General features: G+C 63.4%; 19 protein-coding genes. 4 read left to right on the top strand and 15 right to left on the bottom strand.

Going from position 1 to position 23,284, the window contains the following annotated elements:
- Positions 1-61: 61 nt before the first annotated feature.
- Positions 62-541 carry a chemotaxis protein CheW gene (locus QTA58_RS11415; RefSeq protein ID WP_085419636.1) on the top strand — a complete coding sequence of 160 codons (480 nt, stop codon included), beginning with the start codon at positions 62-64 and terminating at the stop codon, positions 539-541.
- A gap of 282 nt (positions 542-823) precedes the next feature.
- Complete coding sequence (locus QTA58_RS11410; protein WP_289672870.1) at positions 824-2,581, top strand: PAS domain-containing methyl-accepting chemotaxis protein; 1,758 nt, start codon at positions 824-826, stop codon at positions 2,579-2,581.
- A gap of 151 nt (positions 2,582-2,732) precedes the next feature.
- Here the strand turns inward: QTA58_RS11410 and QTA58_RS11405 are convergent, their stop codons facing one another.
- The 15 genes from QTA58_RS11405 to QTA58_RS11335 form a co-directional block, all read right to left on the bottom strand.
- Positions 2,733-3,089: a formate dehydrogenase subunit delta gene (locus tag QTA58_RS11405; RefSeq protein ID WP_289672868.1), complete on the bottom strand. Its 357-nt coding sequence runs from the start codon at positions 3,087-3,089 to the stop codon at positions 2,733-2,735.
- Positions 3,079-3,906 (bottom strand): formate dehydrogenase accessory sulfurtransferase FdhD, encoded by an 828-nt coding sequence (gene fdhD / locus QTA58_RS11400; RefSeq protein ID WP_289673131.1) that lies wholly within the window; start codon positions 3,904-3,906, stop codon positions 3,079-3,081. The genes QTA58_RS11405 and fdhD overlap by 11 nt, the downstream gene beginning before the upstream one ends.
- A 217-nt stretch (positions 3,907-4,123) precedes the next feature.
- Positions 4,124-7,003 carry a formate dehydrogenase subunit alpha gene (fdhF, locus tag QTA58_RS11395; RefSeq protein ID WP_289672866.1) on the bottom strand — a complete coding sequence of 960 codons (2,880 nt, stop codon included), beginning with the start codon at positions 7,001-7,003 and terminating at the stop codon, positions 4,124-4,126.
- 234 nt (positions 7,004-7,237) lie between these two features.
- Positions 7,238-8,794 (bottom strand): NADH-quinone oxidoreductase subunit NuoF, encoded by a 1,557-nt coding sequence (locus tag QTA58_RS11390; RefSeq protein WP_289672864.1) that lies wholly within the window; start codon positions 8,792-8,794, stop codon positions 7,238-7,240.
- A complete protein-coding gene (locus QTA58_RS11385) occupies positions 8,791-9,270 on the bottom strand; it encodes a formate dehydrogenase subunit gamma (protein ID WP_085419642.1) in 480 nt (159 codons plus the stop codon). Before QTA58_RS11385 ends, QTA58_RS11390 begins: the two co-directional genes overlap by 4 nt.
- Before the next feature lie 182 nt (positions 9,271-9,452).
- Complete coding sequence (locus QTA58_RS11380) at positions 9,453-10,346, bottom strand: LysR family transcriptional regulator (RefSeq protein WP_289672861.1); 894 nt, start codon at positions 10,344-10,346, stop codon at positions 9,453-9,455.
- Positions 10,347-10,631: 285 nt separating this feature from the next.
- Positions 10,632-11,039, bottom strand: coding sequence for a F0F1 ATP synthase subunit epsilon (locus QTA58_RS11375; RefSeq protein WP_085419644.1), 408 nt, complete (start codon positions 11,037-11,039; stop codon positions 10,632-10,634).
- 173 nt (positions 11,040-11,212) lie between these two features.
- Complete coding sequence (atpD, locus tag QTA58_RS11370) at positions 11,213-12,643, bottom strand: F0F1 ATP synthase subunit beta (RefSeq protein WP_085419645.1); 1,431 nt, start codon at positions 12,641-12,643, stop codon at positions 11,213-11,215.
- Positions 12,644-12,667: 24 nt separating this feature from the next.
- A complete protein-coding gene (locus QTA58_RS11365) occupies positions 12,668-13,546 on the bottom strand; it encodes a F0F1 ATP synthase subunit gamma (protein WP_085419646.1) in 879 nt (292 codons plus the stop codon).
- 33 nt (positions 13,547-13,579) lie between these two features.
- Positions 13,580-15,109 carry a F0F1 ATP synthase subunit alpha gene (gene atpA, locus QTA58_RS11360; RefSeq protein ID WP_085419647.1) on the bottom strand — a complete coding sequence of 510 codons (1,530 nt, stop codon included), beginning with the start codon at positions 15,107-15,109 and terminating at the stop codon, positions 13,580-13,582.
- Positions 15,109-15,675, bottom strand: a complete 567-nt coding sequence (locus QTA58_RS11355) for a F0F1 ATP synthase subunit delta (RefSeq protein ID WP_289672857.1) — start codon at positions 15,673-15,675, stop codon at positions 15,109-15,111. Before QTA58_RS11355 ends, atpA begins: the two co-directional genes overlap by 1 nt.
- Positions 15,676-15,937: 262 nt before the next feature.
- The gene (locus QTA58_RS11350) at positions 15,938-16,321 is read right to left on the bottom strand and encodes a DUF4345 domain-containing protein (protein ID WP_289672855.1); all 384 of its coding nucleotides are present in this window, start codon (positions 16,319-16,321) and stop codon (positions 15,938-15,940) included.
- 341 nt (positions 16,322-16,662) lie between these two features.
- Positions 16,663-18,885, bottom strand: a complete 2,223-nt coding sequence (locus QTA58_RS11345) for a primosomal protein N' (protein ID WP_289672853.1) — start codon at positions 18,883-18,885, stop codon at positions 16,663-16,665.
- Positions 18,886-18,935: 50 nt separating this feature from the next.
- Positions 18,936-20,072: an AAA family ATPase gene (locus QTA58_RS11340; protein ID WP_289672852.1), complete on the bottom strand. Its 1,137-nt coding sequence runs from the start codon at positions 20,070-20,072 to the stop codon at positions 18,936-18,938.
- A gap of 41 nt (positions 20,073-20,113) precedes the next feature.
- Complete coding sequence (locus QTA58_RS11335; protein ID WP_289672850.1) at positions 20,114-21,043, bottom strand: GNAT family N-acetyltransferase; 930 nt, start codon at positions 21,041-21,043, stop codon at positions 20,114-20,116.
- 152 nt (positions 21,044-21,195) lie between these two features.
- On the opposite strand from QTA58_RS11335, the gene QTA58_RS11330 reads away from it, so the two are divergent.
- Both QTA58_RS11330 and QTA58_RS11325 read left to right on the top strand, forming a co-directional pair.
- Positions 21,196-22,131 (top strand): tyrosine recombinase XerC, encoded by a 936-nt coding sequence (locus QTA58_RS11330; RefSeq protein WP_289672848.1) that lies wholly within the window; start codon positions 21,196-21,198, stop codon positions 22,129-22,131.
- Positions 22,132-22,213: 82 nt separating this feature from the next.
- On the top strand, positions 22,214-23,284 hold the full coding sequence (locus QTA58_RS11325) for a TraB/GumN family protein (protein ID WP_289673130.1): 1,071 nt from the start codon (positions 22,214-22,216) through the stop codon (positions 23,282-23,284).

Below are 23,284 nucleotides of genomic sequence, written 5' to 3'. Positions count from 1 at the left end.
CGCGTGCGCACATCCGTGCAGCCGCTCCCGCCCAGGCACCGGATAGTGGGAAAGAATTCTGATGGCTACGACGATCAACTCCACAAGCTACGGCGGCGAAACGCTGGAAATCATCGCCTTCCGCCTGCACGATCAGGAATTCTGCGTGAAGACGACGACAATCCGCGAAATCCGCGGCTGGGCGCCGTCGACGCCGATCCCGCATGCGCCCGCCGACGTGATCGGCGTCATGAACCTGCGCGGTTCCGTGATCCCGATCATCGACCTCGCCTACAAGCTCGGCATGAAGAGCACCGTCGCCAATGAGCGCAGCGCCATCGTCGTCGCCGAAGTCCACAACATGGTCATCGGAATGCTGGTCGACCGCGTCTCCGATATTCTGACCATTCCCTCCAGCCAGGTTCAGCCGGTTCCGGAAATCTCCGCCTCCTTCGACAAGTCCTTCTCCGAAGGCATCATCGCCAACGAGAACGGCATGATCTGCTTCCTCAACCTTGCCAAGATGTTCAAGGGTAACGAAGCAGAAGAGCTGGCTGCGTGAAACTTTCCTGCTTATCCAGGCCGCAATGACGGCCTGAAACAACAAAGGGCCGTCGGATGGTTTTCCGGCGGCCTTTTCGTACGTGTCAGCGGCAGCGCATTCCCTTCGATCCGATTTATCCGGAAGAACCGATATTTCGAATTTACTTAAATTACCTATTAATATTTCGATGTACTAATGCAGCCAAAGGTTTATATTTTCAGAGTCGCCGTGCATGGAGGGTCTGAAAGATTGAAACCGGGAGAAGGTAACAAGGTTTCATATTTTTCAAGGAGATAGGGAATGCTGGGGATAGGCAGGACCATCGAGGCATATCATGCGATAGAAGCCATATCGCGATCGCAGGCCATCATCGAGTTCGATCTGAACGGCACGGTACTCAACGCTAACGCGAATTTCTGTCAGGCGCTAGGCTATACGTTGCCGGAAATCCGGGGCAAGCATCATCGCATGTTCTGCGACCCCGATTATGCGGCCTCCGAGGAATACCGGGCGTTCTGGGCCAATCTTGCCGCCGGTAAATTCGACGCGCGGGAATACAAGCGGATCACAAAGTCCGGCAGGGAAATCTGGATCCAGGCTTCCTATAATCCGGTCTTGCGCGGCGGCAAGCCCTATAAGGTGATCAAGTTCGCGACCGATATCACCGCCGCCAAGCTCGCCGCCGCCGAGGATGCCGGCAAGCTCGCGGCGATCGGGCAGTCGCAGGCGGTGATCGAATTCACGCCGGAGGGCGAGATCCTCACCGCCAACGAAAATTTCTGCCGGGGCCTCGGCTACGATCTTTCCGAGATCAAGGGCAAGCATCACCGCATGTTCTGCGATCCGGCCTATGCCGCCTCCGAGGAATACAAGGCGTTCTGGAAACGGCTCGCCGGCGGCGAGTTCATCGCGGACGAGTTCGTGCGTTACGGCAAGCACGGCAAGGAGATCTGGATCCAGGCGGCCTACAACCCGATCCGCGACATGAGCGGCAAGGTGACCAAGGTCGTGAAGTTCGCGACCGACGTCACGCCACGCATGAGCGCCATCGGCCAGCTCGGCAGGAGCCTTCGCGATCTGGCCGACGGAAAGCTGGACCAGAGCCTCGACACGCCTTTCGTGCCGACGATGGAAACGGTGCGCCACGACTTCAATACGGTCGCCGCCAAGCTGCGCGACGCAATGCAGGTCGTCGGCAAGAATGCCGCCGGCATTGCCGCCGCATCGAACGAGGTGCGCGACGCCTCCAGCGAACTCGCCAAACGGACCGAACAGCAGGCGGCCTCGCTGGAAGAAGCGGCTGCGGCACTGGAACAGGTCACCAGCACGGTGGGAGATTCGAGCCGCCGCGCCGACGAGGCCGGCAGGCTCGTGACCCACACCAAGGAGCATGCCGAAAAATCCGGCCTCGTCGTCCGGGATGCGATCGCCGCCATGGATCAGATCGCCCATTCCTCCGGCGAGATCACCAGCATCATCGGGGTGATCGACGACATCGCGTTCCAGACCAATCTCCTGGCGCTCAATGCCGGGGTGGAGGCCGCACGCGCCGGCGAGGCGGGAAAGGGTTTCGCGGTTGTCGCGCAGGAGGTGCGGGAACTCGCGCAACGCTCGGCCAAGGCCGCAAAGGAAATCAAAACGCTCATCAACACGTCGAGCCAGCAGGTTTCAAGCGGCGTCACCCTCGTCGGCCAGACCGGAACGGCGCTGCGCGAGATCGCCGACCAGGTGACGGAAATCCACGCCAACGTGACGGCCATCGTCGCGGCCTCGCGCGAACAGGCCGCCAGCCTGCGGGAGATCAGCCAGGCCGTCAATCACATGGACCAGGCGACCCAGAAGAACGCCGCCATGGTGGAGGAAACCACGGCCGCGAGCCATTCGCTGGCGGGCGAAGCCGAAAGCCTGCGGGTTCTGCTCTCGCAATTCGATGTCGGCAGCCAGCCGGAAGTCAGACCTGCGGCGCGGGAGGCACGCCCGGCCCACGCCCATGTGGCGCCGCTGCGCCTGGCGCATGCGAACCTGAAGGCCAAAGCCCAGGAATGGGAAAACTTTTAGAGCGTCATGCACCCTTTCGGAGGCAGGACGCTCTGAATTATGAAATCGACGCATAGGTCTAAAGCCCGCAGCGTGAACCGCAGCGGGCTTTTTCCGGTCATCGGCCTCGAGGTTCGATAAAGCGGCGCTGCCGAGCTTCCGCACGAGGAGGCTAGGCCGCCCCTTCCGGAATGCTCGGTTCGGAGAGCGATTCTCCTGCGCCGGGACCCTTGCCGCCGGGCGCACCTTTGGCATCCTCGCCAACGCCGACCCCCGATCCGGCCTTGGCCTCCGGCCGGCGGATCAGCACCGAAGCCTCGATGACGAGCGGCATAAGCCCCGCCCCGCCCCTGTCGAGATGTTCGAAGAATTGCCGCCGCATGCGCGGTTCCCAGAACTTGTTGATATGCGTCGCGACGCCTTCGGCGCGCACGTTCTCCGGCTGCGACATGAAGAAGGTGGCGATCTGGTTCGCCATCCGGACAAGCTTGTCGAGCACCAGCTGCTCCGGGCTCTTATCATGCGACATCGGCGACAACTCCGGTGGTAATGCGATCGGTACGCGTGAAAATCTCGAAATCCTCTCCGCGCGTCAGCGCGACAAGGGTCATTCCCGCCTCCTCGGCGGTGCGGATGGCGAGCGCGGTCGGTGCGGAAATGGCAATCAGAACGGAGCTTCCGAGGATCGCCGCCTTCTGCACCATCTCGACCGAAATGCGGCTGGTGACGACCACCACGCCGTCCGGACCTTTCACGCCCTTGCGGGTGACGGCGCCGGCCAGCTTGTCGAGCGCGTTGTGGCGGCCGACATCCTCGCGGACGGCGACGAGCCCCTGCCCCGGCACGAAGAAGCCGGCGCCATGGACGGCATGGGTTTGCGCGTGAAGCGGCTGCGCGCCATTGAGCGCCGCGGCCGCTCCCGCCACGTCTTTCGGCGTCAGGGTCAGCGATACGGAGGAAACGTCCGGCACCGGCCGTATGGCCTGCTCGATCGACTCGATGCCGCAGAGGCCGCAACCGACCGGCCCGGCCATATGACGCCGGCGGGCGCGCAATGCGTCCTCCTTCTCCTCCGCAAGCGTCACCTGCACGTCGAGGCCCCTGCCTTCATCGACGACGGTGATCTTTTCGATTTCCGCCATCGAGGCGATGATGCCTTCGGTCAGGCTGAAGCCGACGGCGAAATCCTCGAGATCGGCCGGCGTCCCCATCATGACCGCATGAGTGGAGCCGCCATAGGAAAAGGCGATCGGCACCTCCTCCGGCACATCCCGCGAACCGGCGCGGATCACGCCATTGCGGCGGGCGATCTCGGGGGCTGTGGCGGTGGTTTTAAATGCAGCCATGGAATGCCGGGACAAGAACGCCCCCCTCTGGCCTGCCGGCCATCTCCCCCACGGGTGGGGAGATCACAAGCAGCATGGCCTTCCCGCCTCTCAGGCGTTTCGTCGAATTGCTAGGCGAATTGTTTGGGAAAGCCGGCACGCCCAGCCAATCTCCCCACCTGTGGGGGAGATAGCCGGCAGGCCAGAGGGGGGCGATCCAAACACAAGCGGTCATTCGTTACTCAGCAGCCTCCAGCTTCCCTGCAATCCGCCGCGAGCGGCGCGACAGCTCGTCGTAATCCTGCTGCCATTCGGTCGGACCGTTTGAGGGCGACACCTGCACCGCCGTCACCTTGTATTCCGGGCAGTTGGTCGCCCAGTCGGAGAAGTCGGTGGTGATGACGTTCGCCTGGGTGTCCGGATGATGGAAGGTCGTGTAGACAACGCCCGGCGCCACGCGGTCGGTGATCAGCGCGCGCAGCGTCGTATCGCCCGAACGGCTGGCGAGCTTGATCCAGTCGCCGTCCTTGATGCCACGCTGCTCGGCGTCGTGCGGATGGATTTCCAGCCGGTCTTCCGCATGCCAGGCGACGTTCTCGGTGCGCCGGGTCTGGGCGCCGACATTGTACTGGCTGAGGATGCGGCCGGTGGTCAGCAGCAGCGGGAAGCGCGGACCGGTGCGTTCGTCGGTCGCGACATATTCCGTGCGGATGAACTTGCCCTTGCCGCGCACGAAGCCGTTGACGTGCATGATCGGCGAGCCTTCCGGGAACTTCTCGTTGCAGGGCCACTGAACCGAGCCCATTTTGTCGAGATAGTCGTAGGAAACGCTGGCGAAGCTCGGCGTCGTCGCGGCGATCTCGTCCATGATTTCGGACGGATGCGTGTAGTTCCAGTTGAGACCCATGGCCTGCGCCAGCTTCTGCGTGACCTCCCAGTCGCCATAGCCGTTCTTCGGGCTCATGACCTTGCGGACGCGGTTGATGCGGCGCTCCGCATTGGTGAACGTGCCGTCCTTTTCGAGGAAGGTCGAGCCCGGCAGGAAAACGTGCGCGTAGTTGGCGGTCTCGTTGAGGAAGAGGTCGTGGACGACGACGCATTCCATTGCGGCCAGGCCGGCCGAAACGTGCTTCGTATCCGGATCGGACTGCAGGATGTCCTCGCCCTGGATGTAGATGCCCTTGAACGTGCCTTCGACCGCCGCATCCAGCATGTTCGGGATGCGCAGGCCCGGTTCGTTGTTGAGCGTGACACCCCAGAGTTTTTCGAAAATGTCGCGGGTCGCATCGTCGGAGATGTGGCGATAGCCCGGCAGCTCGTGTGGGAACGAGCCCATGTCGCAGGAGCCCTGCACATTGTTCTGGCCGCGCAGCGGGTTCACGCCGACGCCCGGACGGCCGATGTTGCCGGTCGCCATGGCAAGGTTGGCGATCGCCATGACGGTCGTAGAGCCCTGGCTGTGCTCGGTGACGCCGAGGCCGTAGTAGATCGCGCCGTTGCCGCCCGTGGCGTAAAGCCGGGCCGCGCCACGGACGAGTTCCGCCGGAACGCCGGTGAATTTCTCCGTCGCTTCCGGGCTGTGCTGCTCCTCGGAAACGAAGGCGGCCCAATCCTCGAACTCCGACCAGTCGCAACGCTCGCGGATGAATTTTTCGTCGAACAGGCCTTCGGTGACGATGACGTGGGCGAGCGCGGTGAGCACCGCCACGTTCGTGCCCGGCTGCAGCGGCAGGTGATAGGCGGCTTCCACATGCGGCGTGCGCACGAGATCGATGCGGCGCGGATCGATGACGATCAGCTTGGCGCCCTGGCGCAGCCGCTTCTTGAGGCGCGAGCCGAAGACCGGGTGCCCGTCGGTCGGATTGGCGCCGATGACGATCACGACGTCCGAATGCTCGACCGAGTCGAAATCCTGGGTGCCGGCCGAGGTGCCGAAGGCCTGGCCGAGGCCGTAGCCCGTCGGGGAATGGCAGACACGGGCGCAGGTATCGACATTGTTGTTGCCGAAACCGGCGCGGATCAGCTTCTGCACCAGGAAGGTCTCTTCATTGGTGCAGCGCGACGAGGTGATGCCGCCGACCGCATCTCGGCCATACTGGTACTGGATGCGGCGGAACTCCGATGCCACATGCGCGAAAGCCTCTTCCCAGGTCACTTCGCGCCAGGGATCGGAGATCTTCTCGCGGATCATCGGGTTGAGGATGCGGTCCTTATGGGTCGCGTAGCCATAGGCGAAGCGTCCCTTGACGCAGGAATGGCCGCGGTTCGCCTGGCCATCCTTGTAAGGCACCATGCGCACGAGTTCCTCGCCGCGCATTTCCGCCTTGAACGAGCAACCGACACCGCAATAGGCGCAGGTGGTCACCGCCGAATGCTCCGGCTGGCCGATTGAGATAACCGACTTCTCGGTCAGCGTCGCGGTGGGGCAGGCCTGCACGCAGGCGCCGCAGGAGACGCATTCGGAATCGAGGAAATGTTCGTGCATGCCGGGCGAGACGCGCGAGCCGAAACCGCGGCCCTCGATCGTCAGCGCGAACGTGCCCTGCACCTCCTCGCAGGCGCGCACGCAGCGGGAGCAGACGATGCATTTCGACGGATCATAGGTGAAATAAGGGTTCGATTCGTCCTTCGGCATCCATTTGGCGTTGATCTCGCCATTGTTGCGCGCCTTGACGTGATTGTCGCCGTCATAGCCGTAACGCACGTCGCGGAGGCCCACGGCGCCGGCCATGTCCTGCAATTCGCAATCGCCATTGGCGGCGCAGGTGAGACAGTCGAGCGGGTGATCGGAAATGTAGAGTTCCATCACGCCGCGGCGGATGTCCTTCAACCGGCCCGTCTGGGTATGGACCACCATGCCCGGCATGACCGGCGTGGTGCAGGAGGCAGGCGTGCCGGCCCGGCCTTCGATCTCCACGAGACAGAGGCGGCAGGAGCCGAAAGCATCCACCATGTCGGTGGCGCAGAGCTTCGGCACCTTTATGCCGGCCTCCATCGAAGCCCGCATGATCGACGTGCCGTCCGGCACGGTGATCTCGCGTCCGTCGATGGTGAGCGTCACCTGGGCTTCGGATCGGGAGGCAGGCGTGCCGTAGTCGATTTCATGAACGAGGGACATTGTGTGCCTCCCTGCTGGAAAGAATAGATGTAGGAGCAAGATCGCCCCCCTCTGGCCTGCCGGCCATCTCCCCCACAGGTGGGGAGATCGGCAAGGTGCGCCGGCTTCCCCAAGCAAGGGGCGGGACCACGCAGTAAAGCTTGAGCGTGTCGGGAAGGCCATGCCGCTTGTGATCTCCCCACCTGTGGGGGAGACGGCCGGCAGGCCAGAGGGGAGCTGACACGGTAAACGTCATCATTCCGCAGCCTCCACCATCGGCGCCGGCGAAAAATCCTCCGGGAAATGGTTCATCGCGCTCATCACCGGATAGGGCGTGAAGCCGCCGAGCGCGCAGAGCGAGCCGAACTTCATCGTGTTGCAGAGATCCGCGAGCAGCGCCTTGTTCTTCTCGGGCTCGATGCCCTGCGCGATCTTGTCGGCGGTCTCGACGCCGCGCGTCGAGCCGATGCGGCAGGGCGTGCACTTGCCGCAGCTTTCGATGGCGCAGAACTCCATCGCAAAGCGGGCCTGCTTCAGCATGTCGGCCGTATCGTCGAAGACCGTGATGCCGGCATGGCCGATCAGCCCGTCCTTTGCCGCGAAGGCTTCGTAATCGAACGGCGTATCGAACAGCGCACGCGGAAAATAGGCGCCGAGGGGGCCGCCCACCTGCACCGCCTTCACCGGCCGGCCGGTCGCCGTACCGCCGCCGATGCGGTCGACGATCTCGCCGAGCGTCAGGCCGAAGGCGACTTCGTAGAGCCCGCCATGCTTGACATTGCCGGCGATCTGGATCGGGATCGTGCCGCGCGAACGGCCCATGCCGAAGTTTTTGTAATGCTCGGCGCCCTGGTCCATGATGACCGGCACGGAGGCGAGCGAGATGACGTTGTTGACCACCGTCGGCCGGCCGAGGAAGCCCTTCAACGCCGGCAGCGGCGGCTTGGCGCGCACGATGCCGCGCTTGCCTTCCAGCGAATTGAGCAGCGACGTCTCCTCGCCGCAGACATAGGCGCCGGCGCCGGAGCGCACTTCGAGATCGAAGGCATGAGCCGACCCCATGACGGACGAGCCGAGAATGCCGGCCCCGCGGGCGATTTCGATCGCCTCCGTCATCGTGGCGATCGCATGCGGATATTCCGAGCGGGTGTAGATATAGCCCTTGGTGGCGCCCGTCGCGATGCCGGCGATGGCCATGCCTTCGATCAGCACGAAGGGATCGCCTTCCATGATCATCCGGTCGGCAAACGTGGCGCTGTCGCCCTCGTCGGCATTGCAGACGATGTATTTCTGCGGCCCGGCCGCATCCATCACCGTCTTCCACTTGATGCCGGTGGGGAAACCGGCGCCGCCGCGGCCGCGAAGCCCGCTGTCTGTGACCTGCCTGACGATGTCGGCGGGCGCCATGGCGATGGCCTTTTCCAGGCCCGCAAATCCCCGATATTTGCGATAGTCTTCGATCGACAGCGGATCGATGATGCCGCAACGGGCGAAAGTCAGCCGCGTCTGTTCCTTGAGGAAGGAAATTTCCTCGGTCGGCCCGAGCGAGAATGCATGCGTTCCACCCTGCAGCAGACCGGAATCCAGGAGGTCCGGCACGTCACCGGCCTTCACCGGACCATAGGCCACCCGCCCCTCGGCGGTCTCGACCTCGACCAGCGGCTCCAGCCAGAACATGCCGCGCGAGCCGGTGCGCACCACTTTCGCATCGAGGCCGCGGGCTGCGATCTCCTGGGTAATCGCCTTCGCCACCTTTTCGGCTCCGAGCGCGAGCGCTGCGGCATCGCGCGGCACGAAAATCCTGACCGTCATCGACGCACCTCCGCAACGATTTCGCCAAGACAGTGCTCGTCGACCCGGCCATAGACCTCGTCGTCCAGCATGGCGGCCGGCGCGCAGGCGCAGAGCCCGAGACAATAGACCGGCTCCAGCGTCACCGCGCCGTCGAGCGTCGTCTGGTGAAAGTCGATCCCGAGAAGCTGCCGGACGCGATCCGCAATGCGGTCGCTGCCCATCGACTGGCAGGCTTCGGCCCGACAGAGTTTCAGAACGTGCCGGCCGGCCGGATGATCCCGGAACTCGTGGTAGAAGGTGACGACGCCGTGCACTTCGGCGCGCGACAGGTTGAGCTCGCTCGCAATGATCGGCTTCACCTCGTCCGGCACGTAGCCGAATTCCGCCTGGATCGCGTGCAGGATCGGCAGCATCGGGCCTTCCAGGTGCTTCAGATCCCTGATGATCTGAAGCGACCGCTCAGTGAACTCACCGGCGGAAATGCGCATATTCATGTTCTCTAGCCTCCCGGCTGATCCCACATCCCTCGCTTCAGCGCCGGGGCCGCCGCATAAAGTGCGGGATCAGAAAGCTGGCGAAGCTGTACGACAGTCGCACTTCGCCGACGCTGTGGAGTCTCGCAACCCATGCCGCAGGCGTCAATAAAGGAGATCGGTTGAGCGATAGAAAAAAACTATCAAGCCATGGCACCGGGCGCCAGGCTTCTGGCTTCGTGGAGCAATGCGGAAACGAGCGGCGTGAAAGGCTCCCGGTGTGCGGCGACAAGCCCGACGACATGGCTCGCTTCCGGCTCGACGATCGGGATCGTGCGGATTTGCCTGGCGAATCCGAATGAACGCGCCACATTGCGCGGCATGATGCTCGCCCAGCGACCGGTGCCGACATGCGACAGAAGCACGACCATGGAATTCGATTCCAGCATCGGCTGCACAGTGATCCCGGCATCCGCGAGGTGCTGGTTGATGATCCGGCGGTTCTGCATGTCGGGCGTCAATAGACAGAGCCTAAGATCGGCCATCTCCCGCCAGGTGACGCTTTCGCGATCGGCGAACGGCGTTCCGATCGCGGTCACGAGGTTGTAACGCTCCGAATAGAGCGGCACGCTGGTGACGCGGCCGAGCGGCTCGTTGTCCAGATACGTGATGCCCGCATCGATCTCCAGATTGTCGAGCTGGCTGAGCACCTGCAGCGAATTGCGGGAAACCACCGAAAAAGTGACGTCCGGATGCCTCTCCTGGAAGGGCTCCGTCAGGCGCGGCACCATGGCGAGCGCGGTCGGGATGACCGCCAGCCGGATATGGCCGGCAAGGCCCTTGCGCGCCGCCCGCATCTCTTCGCGCATCGTGCGCGCGTCGCCGACGATCCGCCGCGCCCATTCCAGCACCCGCTGCCCTTCCGGCGTCAGGCCCTGGAAGCGCGATCCGCGCAGGACGAGCTGGACGCCGAGCTGCTCCTCGAGCTGCCGGATCGCGGCCGAAAGCGATGGCTGCGAGATGCCGCATTCCTCGGCCGCCCGACCGAAATGCCCCTCGCGCGCGAGCGCAATGAAGAATTCCAACTTGTCGATCATCGCGTTCCTCCGCATCAGATGGCTAAACTGTTGCCGGCGGAGATACAAGCGGCCCGGATCGTGACGATATGTCGTCGCTGATCCGAGCCGTCATGAAACGCACGCTTTACATCCGTTCTCTCGGGTCGCTTGACCGCCGCATTGCCTTGATCGCTCCGGCCCGGGCGCGGGATTGGCCGGACGATCGCCGTTTCCCCGGGCGATCCTTTTCCGAACAGCCGGCAAGGCAAAAGAAAAGGCGGCCTTTCGGACCGCCTTGATTTCTCTGCGAGAGAAAGTCTGTGCTTAGGCCGGGATGACGGCGCCGTTCAGATGCGTCAGCTCCGCCAGGAACTGCTCCAGCTTCGTCTTGTGCTCGTCGCTCTGCGCCTTGTTGATCTCGGCCTGCGTCGTTTCGATCCGCCGCTGCAGCGTCTCACGGGTCAATTCGCTGGCCGGAACCGCGGATTCGGCGAGCAGCGTGCAGCCGGTCGGCAGGATGTCGGCAAAGCCGCCGAAAACCACGTATTTGCTGACCTGACCGGAAGCGAGCTTCACGGAAACCACGCCCGGCTTGATGGTCGTCATCGTCGGCGCGTGATTGGCCAGCACCGTCATTTCGCCAAGCGTCGCCGGGATCACCACTTCGGTGACCTTTTCCGAAACGAGCAGGCGCTCGGGCGAAACCAGTTCAAAGTTGAAAGCGTCGGCCATGACGGTCCACTTCCTAAGAGCAATTCCAGCAAAAGCGCATGGCGGTTTTGCGTCCGGAATTGCGTGAAAACAAATGTCGGAGCATCGAAGGCGGTCTGTTTCGACCGAAGATGCTCTCGTGTTTCATGCGGGAGACGGCGCGCCGGAAATCCCGCGCGCCATCTCGTTCAGGATCAGGCGGCTTCGGCCAGCTTCTTGGCCTTTTCGATCGCTTCTTCGATCGAACCGACCATGTAGAAAGCGGCTTCCGGCAGGTGGTCGTATTCGCCGTTGACGAGGCCCTTGAAGCCCTTGATCGTGTCTTCGAGCGCGACGAGCTTGCCCGGCGAACCGGTGAAAACTTCGGCGACGAAGAACGGCTGCGACAGGAAGCGCTCGATCTTGCGGGCGCGGGCAACCGTCATCTTGTCCTCTTCGGACAGTTCGTCCATGCCGAGGATGGCGATGATGTCCTGCAGCGACTTGTAGCGCTGGAGCGTCGTCTGGACCTTACGGGCGACCTCGTAGTGTTCCTCACCGACAACCATCGGGTCGAGCATGCGCGACGTGGAGTCGAGCGGGTCGACGGCCGGATAGATGCCCTTTTCGGCGATCGAACGCGACAGAACGGTCGTTGCGTCCAAGTGGGCGAACGAGGTCGCCGGTGCCGGGTCGGTCAGGTCGTCGGCCGGAACGTAGATGGCCTGAACCGAGGTGATCGAACCCTTGGTCGTGGTGGTGATGCGCTCCTGCATCGCGCCCATGTCGGTCGCAAGCGTCGGCTGGTAACCGACGGCCGACGGAATGCGGCCGAGCAGAGCCGACACTTCCGAACCTGCCTGCGTAAAGCGGAAGATGTTGTCGACGAAGAACAGAACGTCCTGGCCCTTGTCGCGGAAGTCTTCGGCGATCGTCAGACCCGTCAGGGCGACGCGGGCGCGGGCGCCCGGCGGTTCGTTCATCTGGCCGTAAACCAGAGCGGCCTTGGAGCCTTCGCCGCCGCCGTGCTTGTTGACGCCCGACTCGATCATTTCGTGGTAGAGGTCGTTGCCTTCACGGGTACGCTCACCGACGCCTGCGAACACGGAGTAACCGCCGTGCGCCTTCGCGACGTTGTTGATGAGTTCCATGATGAGAACGGTCTTGCCGACGCCGGCTCCGCCGAAGAGGCCGATCTTGCCGCCCTTCGCGTAGGGAGCGAGAAGATCGACGACCTTGATGCCCGTGACGAGGATCTGCGCTTCCGTGGACTGCTCGACATAGGGAGGAGCATCCTGGTGGATGGAGCGCTTCGTCTCGGTGTTGAGCGGGCCTGCTTCGTCGACCGGCTCGCCGATGACGTTCATGATGCGGCCGAGGGTCTGGTCGCCGACCGGAACCGAGATCGGAGCGCCGGTGTTGGTAACCTGCTGGCCACGGACGAGACCTTCGGTCGAGTCCATCGCGATGGTGCGGACGGAGTTTTCACCGAGGTGCTGCGCGACTTCGAGAACAAGGCGGTTGCCGTTGTTGTCGGTTTCAAGCGCGTTCAGGATCGGCGGCAGGTCGCCGTCGAAAGCGACGTCAACGACGGCGCCGATAACCTGGGTCACTTTGCCGAGGGACGAGCCCGTTGCGGTAGCCATGATTCTTACCCTCTTTCTTTACGGTCAGAGCGCTTCCGCGCCCGAAATGATTTCAATGAGTTCCTTGGTGATCTGCGCCTGACGCTGGCGGTTGTAGGAAAGCGTCAGCTTATTGATCATCTCACCGGCATTGCGCGTGGCGTTGTCCATCGCGGACATCTGCGCGCCGTAGAAGGAAGCGTTGTTTTCGAGCAGTGCCCGGAAAATCTGCACCGCGATGTTCTTCGGCAGCAGGTCCTCGAGGATCTCCTGTTCGCCCGGCTCGTATTCGTAGAGCGCGGAAGAAGCGTTGGCCGTCTCGGTGGTCTCGAACTTGGCCGGGATGATCTGCTGTGCGGTCGCGATCTGGGAGATCACCGACTGGAAGCGTGCGAAGAACAGCGTCGCGACGTCGAATTCGCCGGCGTTGAACATCTCCAGCACCTTGTGCGCCACTTCGTCGGCCTGGACGAAACCAAGCTGCTTGACTTCGCGGAAGGTGATGTAGTGGACGATGTTTTCCTTGAAGCTGCGGCGCAGCACGTCGTTGCCCTTGCGGCCGACGGTCAGGATCTTGACCGTCTTGCCCTGGGAAAGCAGCTTCAGCGCATGGTCGCGGGCAAGCCGGATGATCGAGGAATTGAAGCCCCCCGCAAGGCCGCGCTCGCCGGTCGCGACGATCAGGAGATGGACCTGATCCTTGCCCGTGCCCGAAAGCAGGAGCGGCGCTTCGGCATTGCCGGCATTGGCGGCCGAAAGACCGGCCAGCACCTTGTTCATCCGTTCCGCGTAAGGACGGGCGGCCTCGGCCGCCTCCTGGGCACGGCGCAGCTTCGCCGCGGCGACCATCTTCATCGCCTTGGTGATCTTCTGCGTCGCCTTGACGGAGGCGATCCGGTTTTTCAGATCCTTAAGTGAAGGCATCCGTTATCGGTCCCTTTGGGGCTTGATCCGTTCTCAGGCGAAAGACTTGGCGTAGCTGTCGAGAGCTGCCTTGAGCTTCGCGCGGGTGTCGTCCGAAAGCTGCTTCTCGGTACGGATGGTATCGAGGATCGCCTTGCCTTCGCTGCGAAGATAGGACAGCAGGCCCTGTTCGAACTTGCCGACGTCGCCGACGGCGATCTTGTCGAGGTAGCCGTTGACGCCTGCGAAGATCACCGCAACCTGCTCTTCCGTCTTCAGCGGCGAGAACTGCGGCTGCTTCAGGAGCTCGGTCAAGCGGGCGCCGCGGTTGAGCAGGCGCTGCGTCGAGGCGTCGAGGTCCGAACCGAACTGCGCGAAGGCGGCCATTTCACGATACTGGGCAAGCTCGCCCTTGATCGAGCCGGCAACCTGCTTCATCGCCTTGATCTGTGCGGCGGAACCGACGCGGGAAACCGACAGACCGACGTTAACGGCCGGACGGATGCCCTGGTAGAACAGGTCGGTTTCGAGGAAGATCTGGCCATCGGTGATCGAGATCACGTTGGTCGGAATGAAGGCCGAAACGTCGTTACCCTGGGTTTCGATGACCGGCAGGGCGGTCAGCGAGCCGGCGCCGCGGTCGTCGTTGAGCTTCGCGGCACGCTCCAGCAGGCGAGAATGCAGGTAGAAAACGTCGCCCGGATAGGCTTCGCGGCCCGGCGGGCGGCGGAGCAGCAGCGACATCTGACGGTAAGCAACGGCCTGCTTGGAAAGGTCGTCGTAGCCGATCAGGGCATGCTGGCCGTTGTCGCGGAAATATTCGCCCATGGCGCAACCGGCGAACGGAGCGAGATACTGCATCGGAGCCGGATCGGAAGCTGTCGCAGCGACGATGATCGAATACTGCAGGGCGCCGCGCTCTTCGAGAACCTTCACGAACTGAGCGACGGTCGAACGCTTCTGGCCGATGGCAACATACACGCAGAAGAGCTTGTCGTTGTCCGGGCCGTTGTCGTGGATCGGCTTCTGGTTCAGGATCGTGTCGAGGATGATGGCGGTCTTGCCGGTCTGGCGGTCGCCGATGACGAGCTCGCGCTGGCCGCGGCCGACCGGGATGAGGGCGTCGATGGCCTTGAGGCCGGTCGACATCGGCTCATGCACCGACTTGCGCGGAATGATGCCTGGAGCCTTTACGTCGACGCGGGCGCGGCGGGTCGCGTTGATCGGACCCTTCCCGTCGATCGGGTTGCCGAGTGCGTCGACGACGCGGCCGAGCAGTTCCGGACCGACCGGAACGTCGACGATGGCGCCGGTCCGCTTGACGGTGTCGCCTTCCTTGATCTCACGGTCCGAGCCGAAGATAACCACACCGACATTGTCGGCTTCGAGGTTCAGCGCCATGCCGCGGATGCCGCCCGGGAACTCGACCATTTCGCCGGCCTGGACATTGTCCAGACCATAGACGCGGGCGATGCCGTCGCCGACGGAAAGAACCTGGCCGACTTCGGAAACCTCGGCTTCCTGGCCGAAATTCTTGATCTGGTCCTTGAGAATTGCGGAAATTTCCGCTGCACGGATATCCATCAGCCGACCTCTTTCAATGCAAGCTTGAGGGTGGAAAGTTTGGTGCGAAGGGACGTGTCGATCTGACGAGAGCCGACCTTGACGATCAGCCCGCCGAGGATCGACGGATCGACCGTCACGGCGATGGCAACGTCCTTGCCGGTGACGCCCTTCAGCGCCGACTTGAGTTCAGTTTCCTGCGCCGCGGTGAGCGCATGCGCCGAGGTGATTTCGGCGGTGATTTCCCCGCGATGCTCCGCGGCGATCACGCGGAAGGCGCGGATCATGCCGGGCAGAGCGAAAAGGCGGCGGTTGCCGGCGACGACCTTCAGGAAATTGCCGACGACACCTGTGATGCCTGCCTTGTCGGCGATGGCGGAAACGACGTTGCGCTGTTCCTCGGCGGAAAAGACCGGGCTTGCGACGAGACGTCGCAGGTCTTCGCTTTCATCCAGCAGCGCCTGAAAACGATCAAGATCGGCACCGACCTTATCGACCGAACCGGCTTCCAAAGCCAGTTCGAAAAGCGAGGAAGCGTAACGCTCCGCTACACCGGAAATAAGCTGGGACGTGTCAGCCACGGGCACAGTTTCCCTGTATTGCCTTCCAAGCGCCAGACCCTTTGGGAGAGGTGCAGCAAGACCTTGAAATCGTTTGATTATTTCTCAGAACCTGTAGAGCGGGCGCCCTACCCTTTCCGACTTTCGCGGTCCGTCTAGCATAGGATGTAGGCCACCGCAACACGCCTGATAGCGGAAAAAGCCCATGACGCAAGGGCTTGAACCTCATTTTATACCGAAAGCCGAAGGATTTTCAGGCGCCTGTCGCCCACAGTCTCAAATTGTGGCGTCAGATGGTGCCGAAGACGTAGGCGAGCGGCCCTCCGGCAAGCACAACCTGAAGTAAGAAAAATGCTATGTTTCGGGGGGTGAAGGCCCGGTCGAAGGCGCAGGAAACGAGACGCCCGAAAGCCGCGAATCCGAGGGCGATGCCAAGCACCATATAGATCCAGTCCTGAGCCAGCATGATGGCGGCGAGGCCAAGCCCAAGATGATGTGCGCCGGCCGAACGGACGGCGGCATAACCCTCCGGCCGAACCTGGCCGATCTGGAACGCCGTCAGGCGCAGGATGGAAGCGGGGAAGACGAGAGCAAAGAGCCCGAGAAGGGCCGTCGCCGCGGCACAGATAAAAGCAAGCTGTTCGCCTAGTTCGGTGGGGAAATAAAGTTCCATCCGGTCCTCGCATTGTTCGAATCGCTCGATTCTAATGCAAGCGGTAAACAAGTCGCAAAGAAGGTCGCCTTAGAGCGTTTCCTTGTTGGATTAAAGCATTCTGTTGGCTCAAACGGAGTCGGATGGTCGACCGGCTGGCGCAGGTCGTAGCCCCGCCCTACGGCCGAGCCGGCCGGTCGATCAGGCGGCCCGTTTCAGCCAACCCGCAGGGCCGGGCATCTTTCCGCCGGGTTCAAAGGCGATCGGCTCGGACGTACCAAGGGGGTATGCCCTTCGCCAATCGCCTTTGCCCCAACGAAAACCTGCTCCGGCAGAATGCTTCAATCCAACAAGGAAACGCTCTAAAGGAAACTCTGCGGGTCGATATCGAGCTGGATCTGGACCGATCCCCGCTGCTTCGGGCCGTTCGCGAGCATCGCCCGCAGGAAAGCCTGCATGTCGGAATTGCGCCGGCCGTGGACCAGGAGCCGGAAACGGTGCCTGCCGCGCACCAGCGCCAGCGGCGCCTCGGCCGGCCCGAGCACGGAAATGCCCGTAACTTTCGGCGCGGCGGCCCTGAGGCCGCGGGCATGGTTTTCCGCGTCGGCACGCGTATCGGCGGAGACGATCAGCGAGGCGAGCCGGCCGAAGGGCGGCAGGATCGCCTTTTCCCGCTCGGCGATCTCGCGCTCGTAGAAGGCTTGCGCATCGCCGGAGACGATCGCCTGCATGACCGGATGCTGCGGCTGGAAGGTCTGCAGGAGGCCGTGGCTCTTGCGGCCGGTTCGGCCTGCGCGCCCCGTGACCTGCGACAAGAGCTGGAACGTCCGCTCCGCCGCGCGCGGGTCTCCGTTCGAAAGGCCGAGATCGGAATCGACGATCCCGACCAGTGTCATCAGCGGAAAGTTATGGCCTTTGGCGACGAGCTGCGTGCCGATGACGATATCCGCCTCGCCCTTGGCGATCGCCTCCAGTTCGAGCCGCATGCGCTTGACACCTCCGAGCAGGTCCGAGGACATGACGATCGTCCGCGCCTCCGGAAAGTGTTTCTCCACCTCCTCGGCGATGCGCTCGACACCCGGCCCGCACGCGACGAGATGGTCGAGCGTGCCGCATTCCGGGCAGGCTTCCGGCGTCGGTTCCGAGTAACCGCATTGATGGCACTGGATCTGGCTCTTGAAACGGTGCTCCACCAGCCAGCTCGAACATTGCGGGCACTGGAAGCGATGGCCGCAGACGCGGCAGAGCGTCAGCGGCGCATAGCCGCGGCGATTGAGGAAGAGCAGCGACTGCTCGCCCTTTTCGATGGTCTTGGCTATCGCGCGGACCAGCACCGGCGACAGAAAGCCGCCCCGCTCCGGCGGGTGCCGCCGCATGTCGACGAGATGCAGATCCGGCAGCGCCGCATCACCGAAACGGGTCGGCAGATGCACGGTGTTGTAGCGGCCGGAAAGCCCGTTCACCTGGCTTTCGACGGAAGGGGTCGCCGAGACGAGCACGATCGGGAAGTCGCCGATTCTCGCCCGCACCACCGCCATGTCGCGGGCATTGTAGAAGACGCGATCCTCCTGCTTGTAGGCGGGGTCGTGCTCTTCGTCGACGATGATGAGTCCGAGCTCCTCGAAGGGCAGGAAAAGCGCCGAACGGGCGCCGGCCACGACCCGCACCTCGCCCGTCACCACGCCGCGCCAGACCTTTTCTCGCACGCGCGGCGAAAGATCGGAATGCCACTCGCCCGGCTTGGCCCCGAACCGGTCCTGGAAGCGTTCGAGGAAGCTCGTGGTCAGTGCGATTTCCGGCAGCAGGATCAGCACCTGCTTGCCGCGTCTCAATGTCTCGGCGATCGCCTCGAAATAGACCTCCGTCTTGCCGGAGCCGGTGACGCCGTCGATCAGCGACGTGGAAAAACCGCCGGCTCGTATCGAATCGACGATCTCCTCGGCAGCCTCTTTCTGTGGCCCTTCGATGCGCGGCGCGACATAGTCCGGATCGGGCCTCGCGACGACCGGAGGGGGCGGCAGGAAGACCGTCTCGAATATTCCCTGTGCGGAAAGCCCGTCCACGACGCTGAGCGAAACGCCCGCCGCATGCGCCAGCCCGCTGCGGGTCCAGGGGACCTCCTCCCCGTTGGCAAGATCGAGAACCCTTGCACGCGCCGGCGTCATCCGCTCCGGCTGGCCTCCGAGATAACGCAGGCCCTCGACCATCGGCTCGGGCTCGAGAGCTGCCGGCGCACGGATCGCCATGCGCGCCACGAGCCCCGGAGGCGAGAGCGTATAGCTCGCCACCCAATCGACGAAGTCGCGCATCTCCTTCGAAAGCGGCGGGCAGTCGAAGGCGAGCGTGATCGGGCGCAGTTTCTTCGGATCGAGCTTGTCGTCGTTTTCGCCGTCCCAGACGACGCCGATCAGCTGCCGCGGCCCGACCGGCACCTGCACGACCGAACCGGGCTCCACATGCATGCCTTCCGGCACGGCATAGCTATAGGCGCCCGGCACCGGCAGCGGCACCAGGACCGGCACGACGCTGATCAACGGCGGCGCCTCGAACAGCGAACCGAAGAGATCGGAGGAATCTGTATTCATGCGGGTCGCACCATGCCTCGGAAGAGAACAGAAGTGAACCCTAGACGAGCTTAGTCGTCGCCGTCATCCATGACGCCGGTGAGCCGCATGCCTTCGATCCAGGTGGCACCGTCCTGCCGGATGACGCGCTTTGGCCGCGTCCCGCAGCGCTCCTCGACTGCCGAGGCAAGCTGTTCGGAATGGGTGACGATCCAGATCTGGCTCGAACGGGCCGCCTCGGCGATCATGTCGGCCAGCGGCGGCAGCATGTCGGGATGAAGGCTCGATTCCGGCTCGTTGAGCGCGATCAGCGGCGGCTGACGATAGGACATCAGCGCCGCGGCGAGCCCGAGGAAACGGATCTGTCCGTCGGAAAGCTCGCGCGGCTGAAAAACCCGCCGCGGGAAATCGGGGAAGACGAGACCGAATTCCGCATATTCTCCCGGCTCCGGCACGGAGAGCTTTGCTCCGCCGAACGCCGAGGCGATCGCCCGGTCGAGTTCGACCGTGTCTCCACGCGTATGGACGAGCGTCGCGAAGACGGCGGCCATGTTGCCGCCGTCCTGGTCGAGCAGCGGCGAGGTCACCGCCAGACACGGCAGCCTGAGCGGCGAACCGCGGTCGGTGCGGAACCCGTGAAAGAACCTCCAGCCGTCGACCATGCGGCGGAAGGCACCCACTTCCGGATAATGGCCGGCGTCGCCGAGAAGCGCGATCGCCGTCTCCGAGGTCATCGCCTTTTCCGGATATTCCTCCATCCGCCCGCGCTCGCCGCGCACCATGATGCCCGGCCCGGCGCGCCTCATCATCGTCACCGGCCGCGAGCCGGTCTCGATCGAAAGCTCCTCCGCCTTGACCTGCGGCTCGAAGGCGAAGCCCGCCGCATCGATGGGCGGACGCAAGCCCGCCTCCACCCGATAGCGGAACGTCACGGCCCGCTCCTCGTCCAGCACCTCGACTTCGAGCTTTATGCGAAAGTTCTTCTCCTCGCGGCGCGGTCCGGACCAGAGCGCCGACGCCATGCCGCCCTCGGCCGCGATTTCATACGCAAGGGTGCCGCGCACCGCCGCCTGGACGAGCTGGAGGGTGCGGTAAAGGTTGGATTTGCCCACGCCGTTCTCGCCGATGAACAGGTTGACGCCAGCGAGATCCATGCGGATCTTGCGGAGCGATCGGTAGTTTTCGGCGAACATCGAGCGGAGCTGCATGCTCGATTTCTACCCCAGACATTGTTCGAAAGGAAAGCCGGTCAGGCTGCCGACGCCGCCTGCGGCCGGCCTGCCGCCGTGAACTTCGCATCTCCGTCGGCTGCGAGTTCGAAGACCGTGTGCTGCTCGAGCGCCTTGGTGACCTCCACCACATCGCCTTCCAGCTCCTCCGGCCGGATCGTCTGCCCGACGGTGAAATCGAACCGGTTGCCCTTCTTGTTGAGGAGTTCGTAGAACACCGTCATGTCGCGCAGCTCGGTCGACCATTTGGCGAACCAATAGAACAGGCCGGAATTGCGCGCCCGCATATGGACCGGCAGGATCGGCATGTTGTATTTGCGCGCCAGCCCAACGGCCGACGTCTTCCAGGGCCGCTCGTTGAGCCGTCCGTCCGCCCAATAGGCGATACGGCCGGAAGGAAAGAGCACCATGACCTTGCCCTCCTCGACCGTCTTGTTGGTGAGCACCAGGGTCTCGCGGGCCTTCAGCTTGCTCTTGTATTCCTCCCGCCACTCCACCGGAATGATCATCTCCGCAAAGCGCGGATTGACGCGCACCGCATCGCGGTTGGCGAAGACCATCATGTCCGGCCGGCGTGACTTCAGGAGATCGAAGACGGCGACGCCGTCGGCGATGCCGGTCGGGTGGTTGCTGACGAGGATGAAACCGCCTTTTTCGGGGATGCGCTCGGCATTGGCGACCGTCACGTCGAGCTTCAGCAGATTGCTCATGTATTCGAAGCACTGGAAGCCGTTGAGATTGGAAATGTCGTTGGCGAATTCGATCGCCCGCCCATAGCGCAGCAGCGCATAGAGAAACGGCCGCATGACGGGCCAAAGCGGGTTCTTGACGATTCGCTGGCCGCGCTCGGCGATCAGCGTGTCGACGATATGACCTGGTTTTCCTTGGGAAACGAGAGCGAGTGTTTCAGCGAATTGACCGAAAGTGGTCGTAGAAGCACGGCGCGTCATGAAAACTCCCGCAGACAGGACCTGCAAGCTATCGCAGCCCCGTATGTTCGAACGATGACATAATTACTACTTGCTAAGGCAGCCTTAGGAATTTCGTAACGCCGTCCACAGCAATCTGGGGCGCTCATTCTCAGAATTCAACAGGTGCCGGATTGAACGAACTGCTGATCATCGCCGCGCCCGACCTTGTCGAGAAGCGCCGCGAATGGCTGGAAAGCCTGGCGGGCGAGCGTCGGCTTTCGGAGAACACGCTGGATGCCTACGAGCGCGACACCCGGCAGTTCCTGACGTTCCTGACCGCGCATCTGGGCGGTCCGGCCAGACTTTCGGACATCCACACATTGCGCCCGGCGGACCTGCGCGCCTTCCTCGCCGCACGCCGCCGCGAAGGGGCAGGCGCCCGCTCGCTCGGCCGTCATCTGGCGGGGCTTCGCTCGTTCCTCCGCCATCTCGAACGCAAAGGCCTGGTGAATGCCGCGGCCGCCGGCGCGATCCGCGCGCCAAAACAGCCGAAATCTCTCCCGAAGCCTCTTACCGATCGCCAGGCGCTCAACGTCGTCACCACGGATGCGCAATTGCAGGAGGAGCCCTGGATCGCCGCGCGCGACGCCGCCGTGCTCACTCTGCTCTATGGCTGCGGCCTGCGCATCTCCGAAGCGCTCGGGCTCAGGCCCGCCGACCTGACGCCAGGCGCGACCACGCTCCGCATCACCGGAAAGGGCGGCAAGACGCGCATCGTGCCACTGCTGCCGATCGTGTTCGACGCCGTGGCGACCTACAGGAAGCTTTGCCCCTATGATCTTGAAATGGAGGAGCCGCTTTTCCGCGGCGCGCGCGGCGGACCGCTGCAGCCGGCGATCATCCAGCGCGAGATGCAGAAGCTGAGAAGCGCCTTCGGCCTGCCCGAGACGGCAACGCCGCACGCGCTGCGCCACTCCTTCGCCACCCATCTTCTGGCCGGCGGCGGCGATCTGCGCACCATTCAGGAACTCCTGGGCCATGCCAGCCTGTCGACGACCCAGGTCTATACCGGCGTCGATTCTTCCCGGCTGCTGGAGGTCTACGACCGTGCCCATCCGCGTGCGTGAAGAAAGTTTTAACCACCTGTGTTAAGCGGTTGTGGAATGGGCACGGCTAATATGCCGGCAACCATTCCGGACGGATGACATGATGACTCCCGCCTTTTCCGCCAACGCTCTTTTCAGACGCGCCCAGGATTTCGTGCTGTGGCTGATGGCAGCCGCGCATCTCATCGCGCTTGCCTCCCTTCTTCTGGTCCTCGGTTCGCTGTCGCCCGCGCGCGCCGAAGCGCCGGCTTGTCATGGCACCAATCTCCTCGATGAGCTGAAGGCCGAGAACCCGAAGGAATACGATCGGGTGATCGCCGAGGGCGCGAAGGTGCCGAACGGCAAAGGCATCTTCTGGAAGATCGAGAAGGCCGGAATTGCGCCCTCCTACCTCCTCGGCACCATGCATGTTTCCGATCCGCGGGTATTGAAGATGCCTTCCGGAGCGGCCGAGGCCCATGCCGCTGCAAAGACAATCGTCGTCGAATCGGACGAGGTGCTGGACGAGAAGAAGGCGATGGCCGGCATGCTGGCAAAGCCGGAACTCACCATGTTCACCGACGGCAATTCCATCGACAAGCTGCTGTCCAGGGACGACCTCGCGGTTGTCGAAGCCGGCCTGAAACAGCGCGGCATCTCGCTTTCCGCCGTATCCCGCATGAAACCGTGGATGCTGATGGCCTTCGTTTCTCTTCCGGCCTGCGAGATGGCCCGCAAGGCGCAGAACACCGACGTTCTGGACAAGCAGATCGCGCTGGATGCCGCAGCCGCAGGCAAACCCGTGAAGGGTCTGGAGACGTTTGCCGAGCAGTTTTCGACGCTGGCTGCCATTCCGATCGATCTGCACATGAAGTCGCTCGTCGAGACGATAAAGCTCGGGCCGAAGCTCGACGACGTCTTCGAGACGATGACCGACCTTTACGTCTCCGGCGATATCGGGCTGACGATGCCGCTTCTGAAGGCGGTCGCTCCCGATGGCAGCGACGATGCCGGTTACGCCGAATTCGAGGAACTTGTGGTGACCAGGCGCAACCATCTGATGGCCGAGCGCGCCGCACCCATTCTCGCCGGAGGCGGGGCCTTCATCGCCGTCGGCGCTCTCCATCTGCCGGGCAAGGACGGCCTCGTCCAGCTTCTGAAGGATCAGGGCTTCACCGTCACCGCGGTCAACTGA

The organism is Neorhizobium sp. CSC1952 (assembly GCF_030378245.1).
Classification (GTDB): domain Bacteria; phylum Pseudomonadota; class Alphaproteobacteria; order Rhizobiales; family Rhizobiaceae; genus Neorhizobium; species Neorhizobium oryzae_A.
This window is presented reverse-complemented; position numbering and strand designations above follow the sequence as displayed.

Bases quoted from the DNA above. Each gene is read 5' to 3' on its own strand.
- QTA58_RS11415 (WP_085419636.1), top strand. From the start codon at position 62: ATGGCTACGACGATCAACTCCACAAGCTACGGCGGCGAAACGCTGGAA.
- QTA58_RS11410 (WP_289672870.1), top strand. From the start codon at position 824: ATGCTGGGGATAGGCAGGACCATCGAGGCATATCATGCGATAGAAGCC.
- QTA58_RS11405 (WP_289672868.1), bottom strand. From the start codon at position 3,089: ATGTCGCATGATAAGAGCCCGGAGCAGCTGGTGCTCGACAAGCTTGTC.
- fdhD (WP_289673131.1), bottom strand. From the start codon at position 3,906: ATGGCTGCATTTAAAACCACCGCCACAGCCCCCGAGATCGCCCGCCGC.
- fdhF (WP_289672866.1), bottom strand. From the start codon at position 7,003: ATGTCCCTCGTTCATGAAATCGACTACGGCACGCCTGCCTCCCGATCC.
- QTA58_RS11390 (WP_289672864.1), bottom strand. From the start codon at position 8,794: ATGACGGTCAGGATTTTCGTGCCGCGCGATGCCGCAGCGCTCGCGCTC.
- QTA58_RS11385 (WP_085419642.1), bottom strand. From the start codon at position 9,270: ATGAATATGCGCATTTCCGCCGGTGAGTTCACTGAGCGGTCGCTTCAG.
- QTA58_RS11380 (WP_289672861.1), bottom strand. From the start codon at position 10,346: ATGATCGACAAGTTGGAATTCTTCATTGCGCTCGCGCGCGAGGGGCAT.
- QTA58_RS11375 (WP_085419644.1), bottom strand. From the start codon at position 11,039: ATGGCCGACGCTTTCAACTTTGAACTGGTTTCGCCCGAGCGCCTGCTC.
- atpD (WP_085419645.1), bottom strand. From the start codon at position 12,643: ATGGCTACCGCAACGGGCTCGTCCCTCGGCAAAGTGACCCAGGTTATC.
- QTA58_RS11365 (WP_085419646.1), bottom strand. From the start codon at position 13,546: ATGCCTTCACTTAAGGATCTGAAAAACCGGATCGCCTCCGTCAAGGCG.
- atpA (WP_085419647.1), bottom strand. From the start codon at position 15,109: ATGGATATCCGTGCAGCGGAAATTTCCGCAATTCTCAAGGACCAGATC.
- QTA58_RS11350 (WP_289672855.1), bottom strand. From the start codon at position 16,321: ATGGAACTTTATTTCCCCACCGAACTAGGCGAACAGCTTGCTTTTATC.
- QTA58_RS11345 (WP_289672853.1), bottom strand. From the start codon at position 18,885: ATGAATACAGATTCCTCCGATCTCTTCGGTTCGCTGTTCGAGGCGCCG.
- QTA58_RS11340 (WP_289672852.1), bottom strand. From the start codon at position 20,072: ATGCAGCTCCGCTCGATGTTCGCCGAAAACTACCGATCGCTCCGCAAG.
- QTA58_RS11335 (WP_289672850.1), bottom strand. From the start codon at position 21,043: ATGACGCGCCGTGCTTCTACGACCACTTTCGGTCAATTCGCTGAAACA.
- QTA58_RS11325 (WP_289673130.1), top strand. From the start codon at position 22,214: ATGACTCCCGCCTTTTCCGCCAACGCTCTTTTCAGACGCGCCCAGGAT.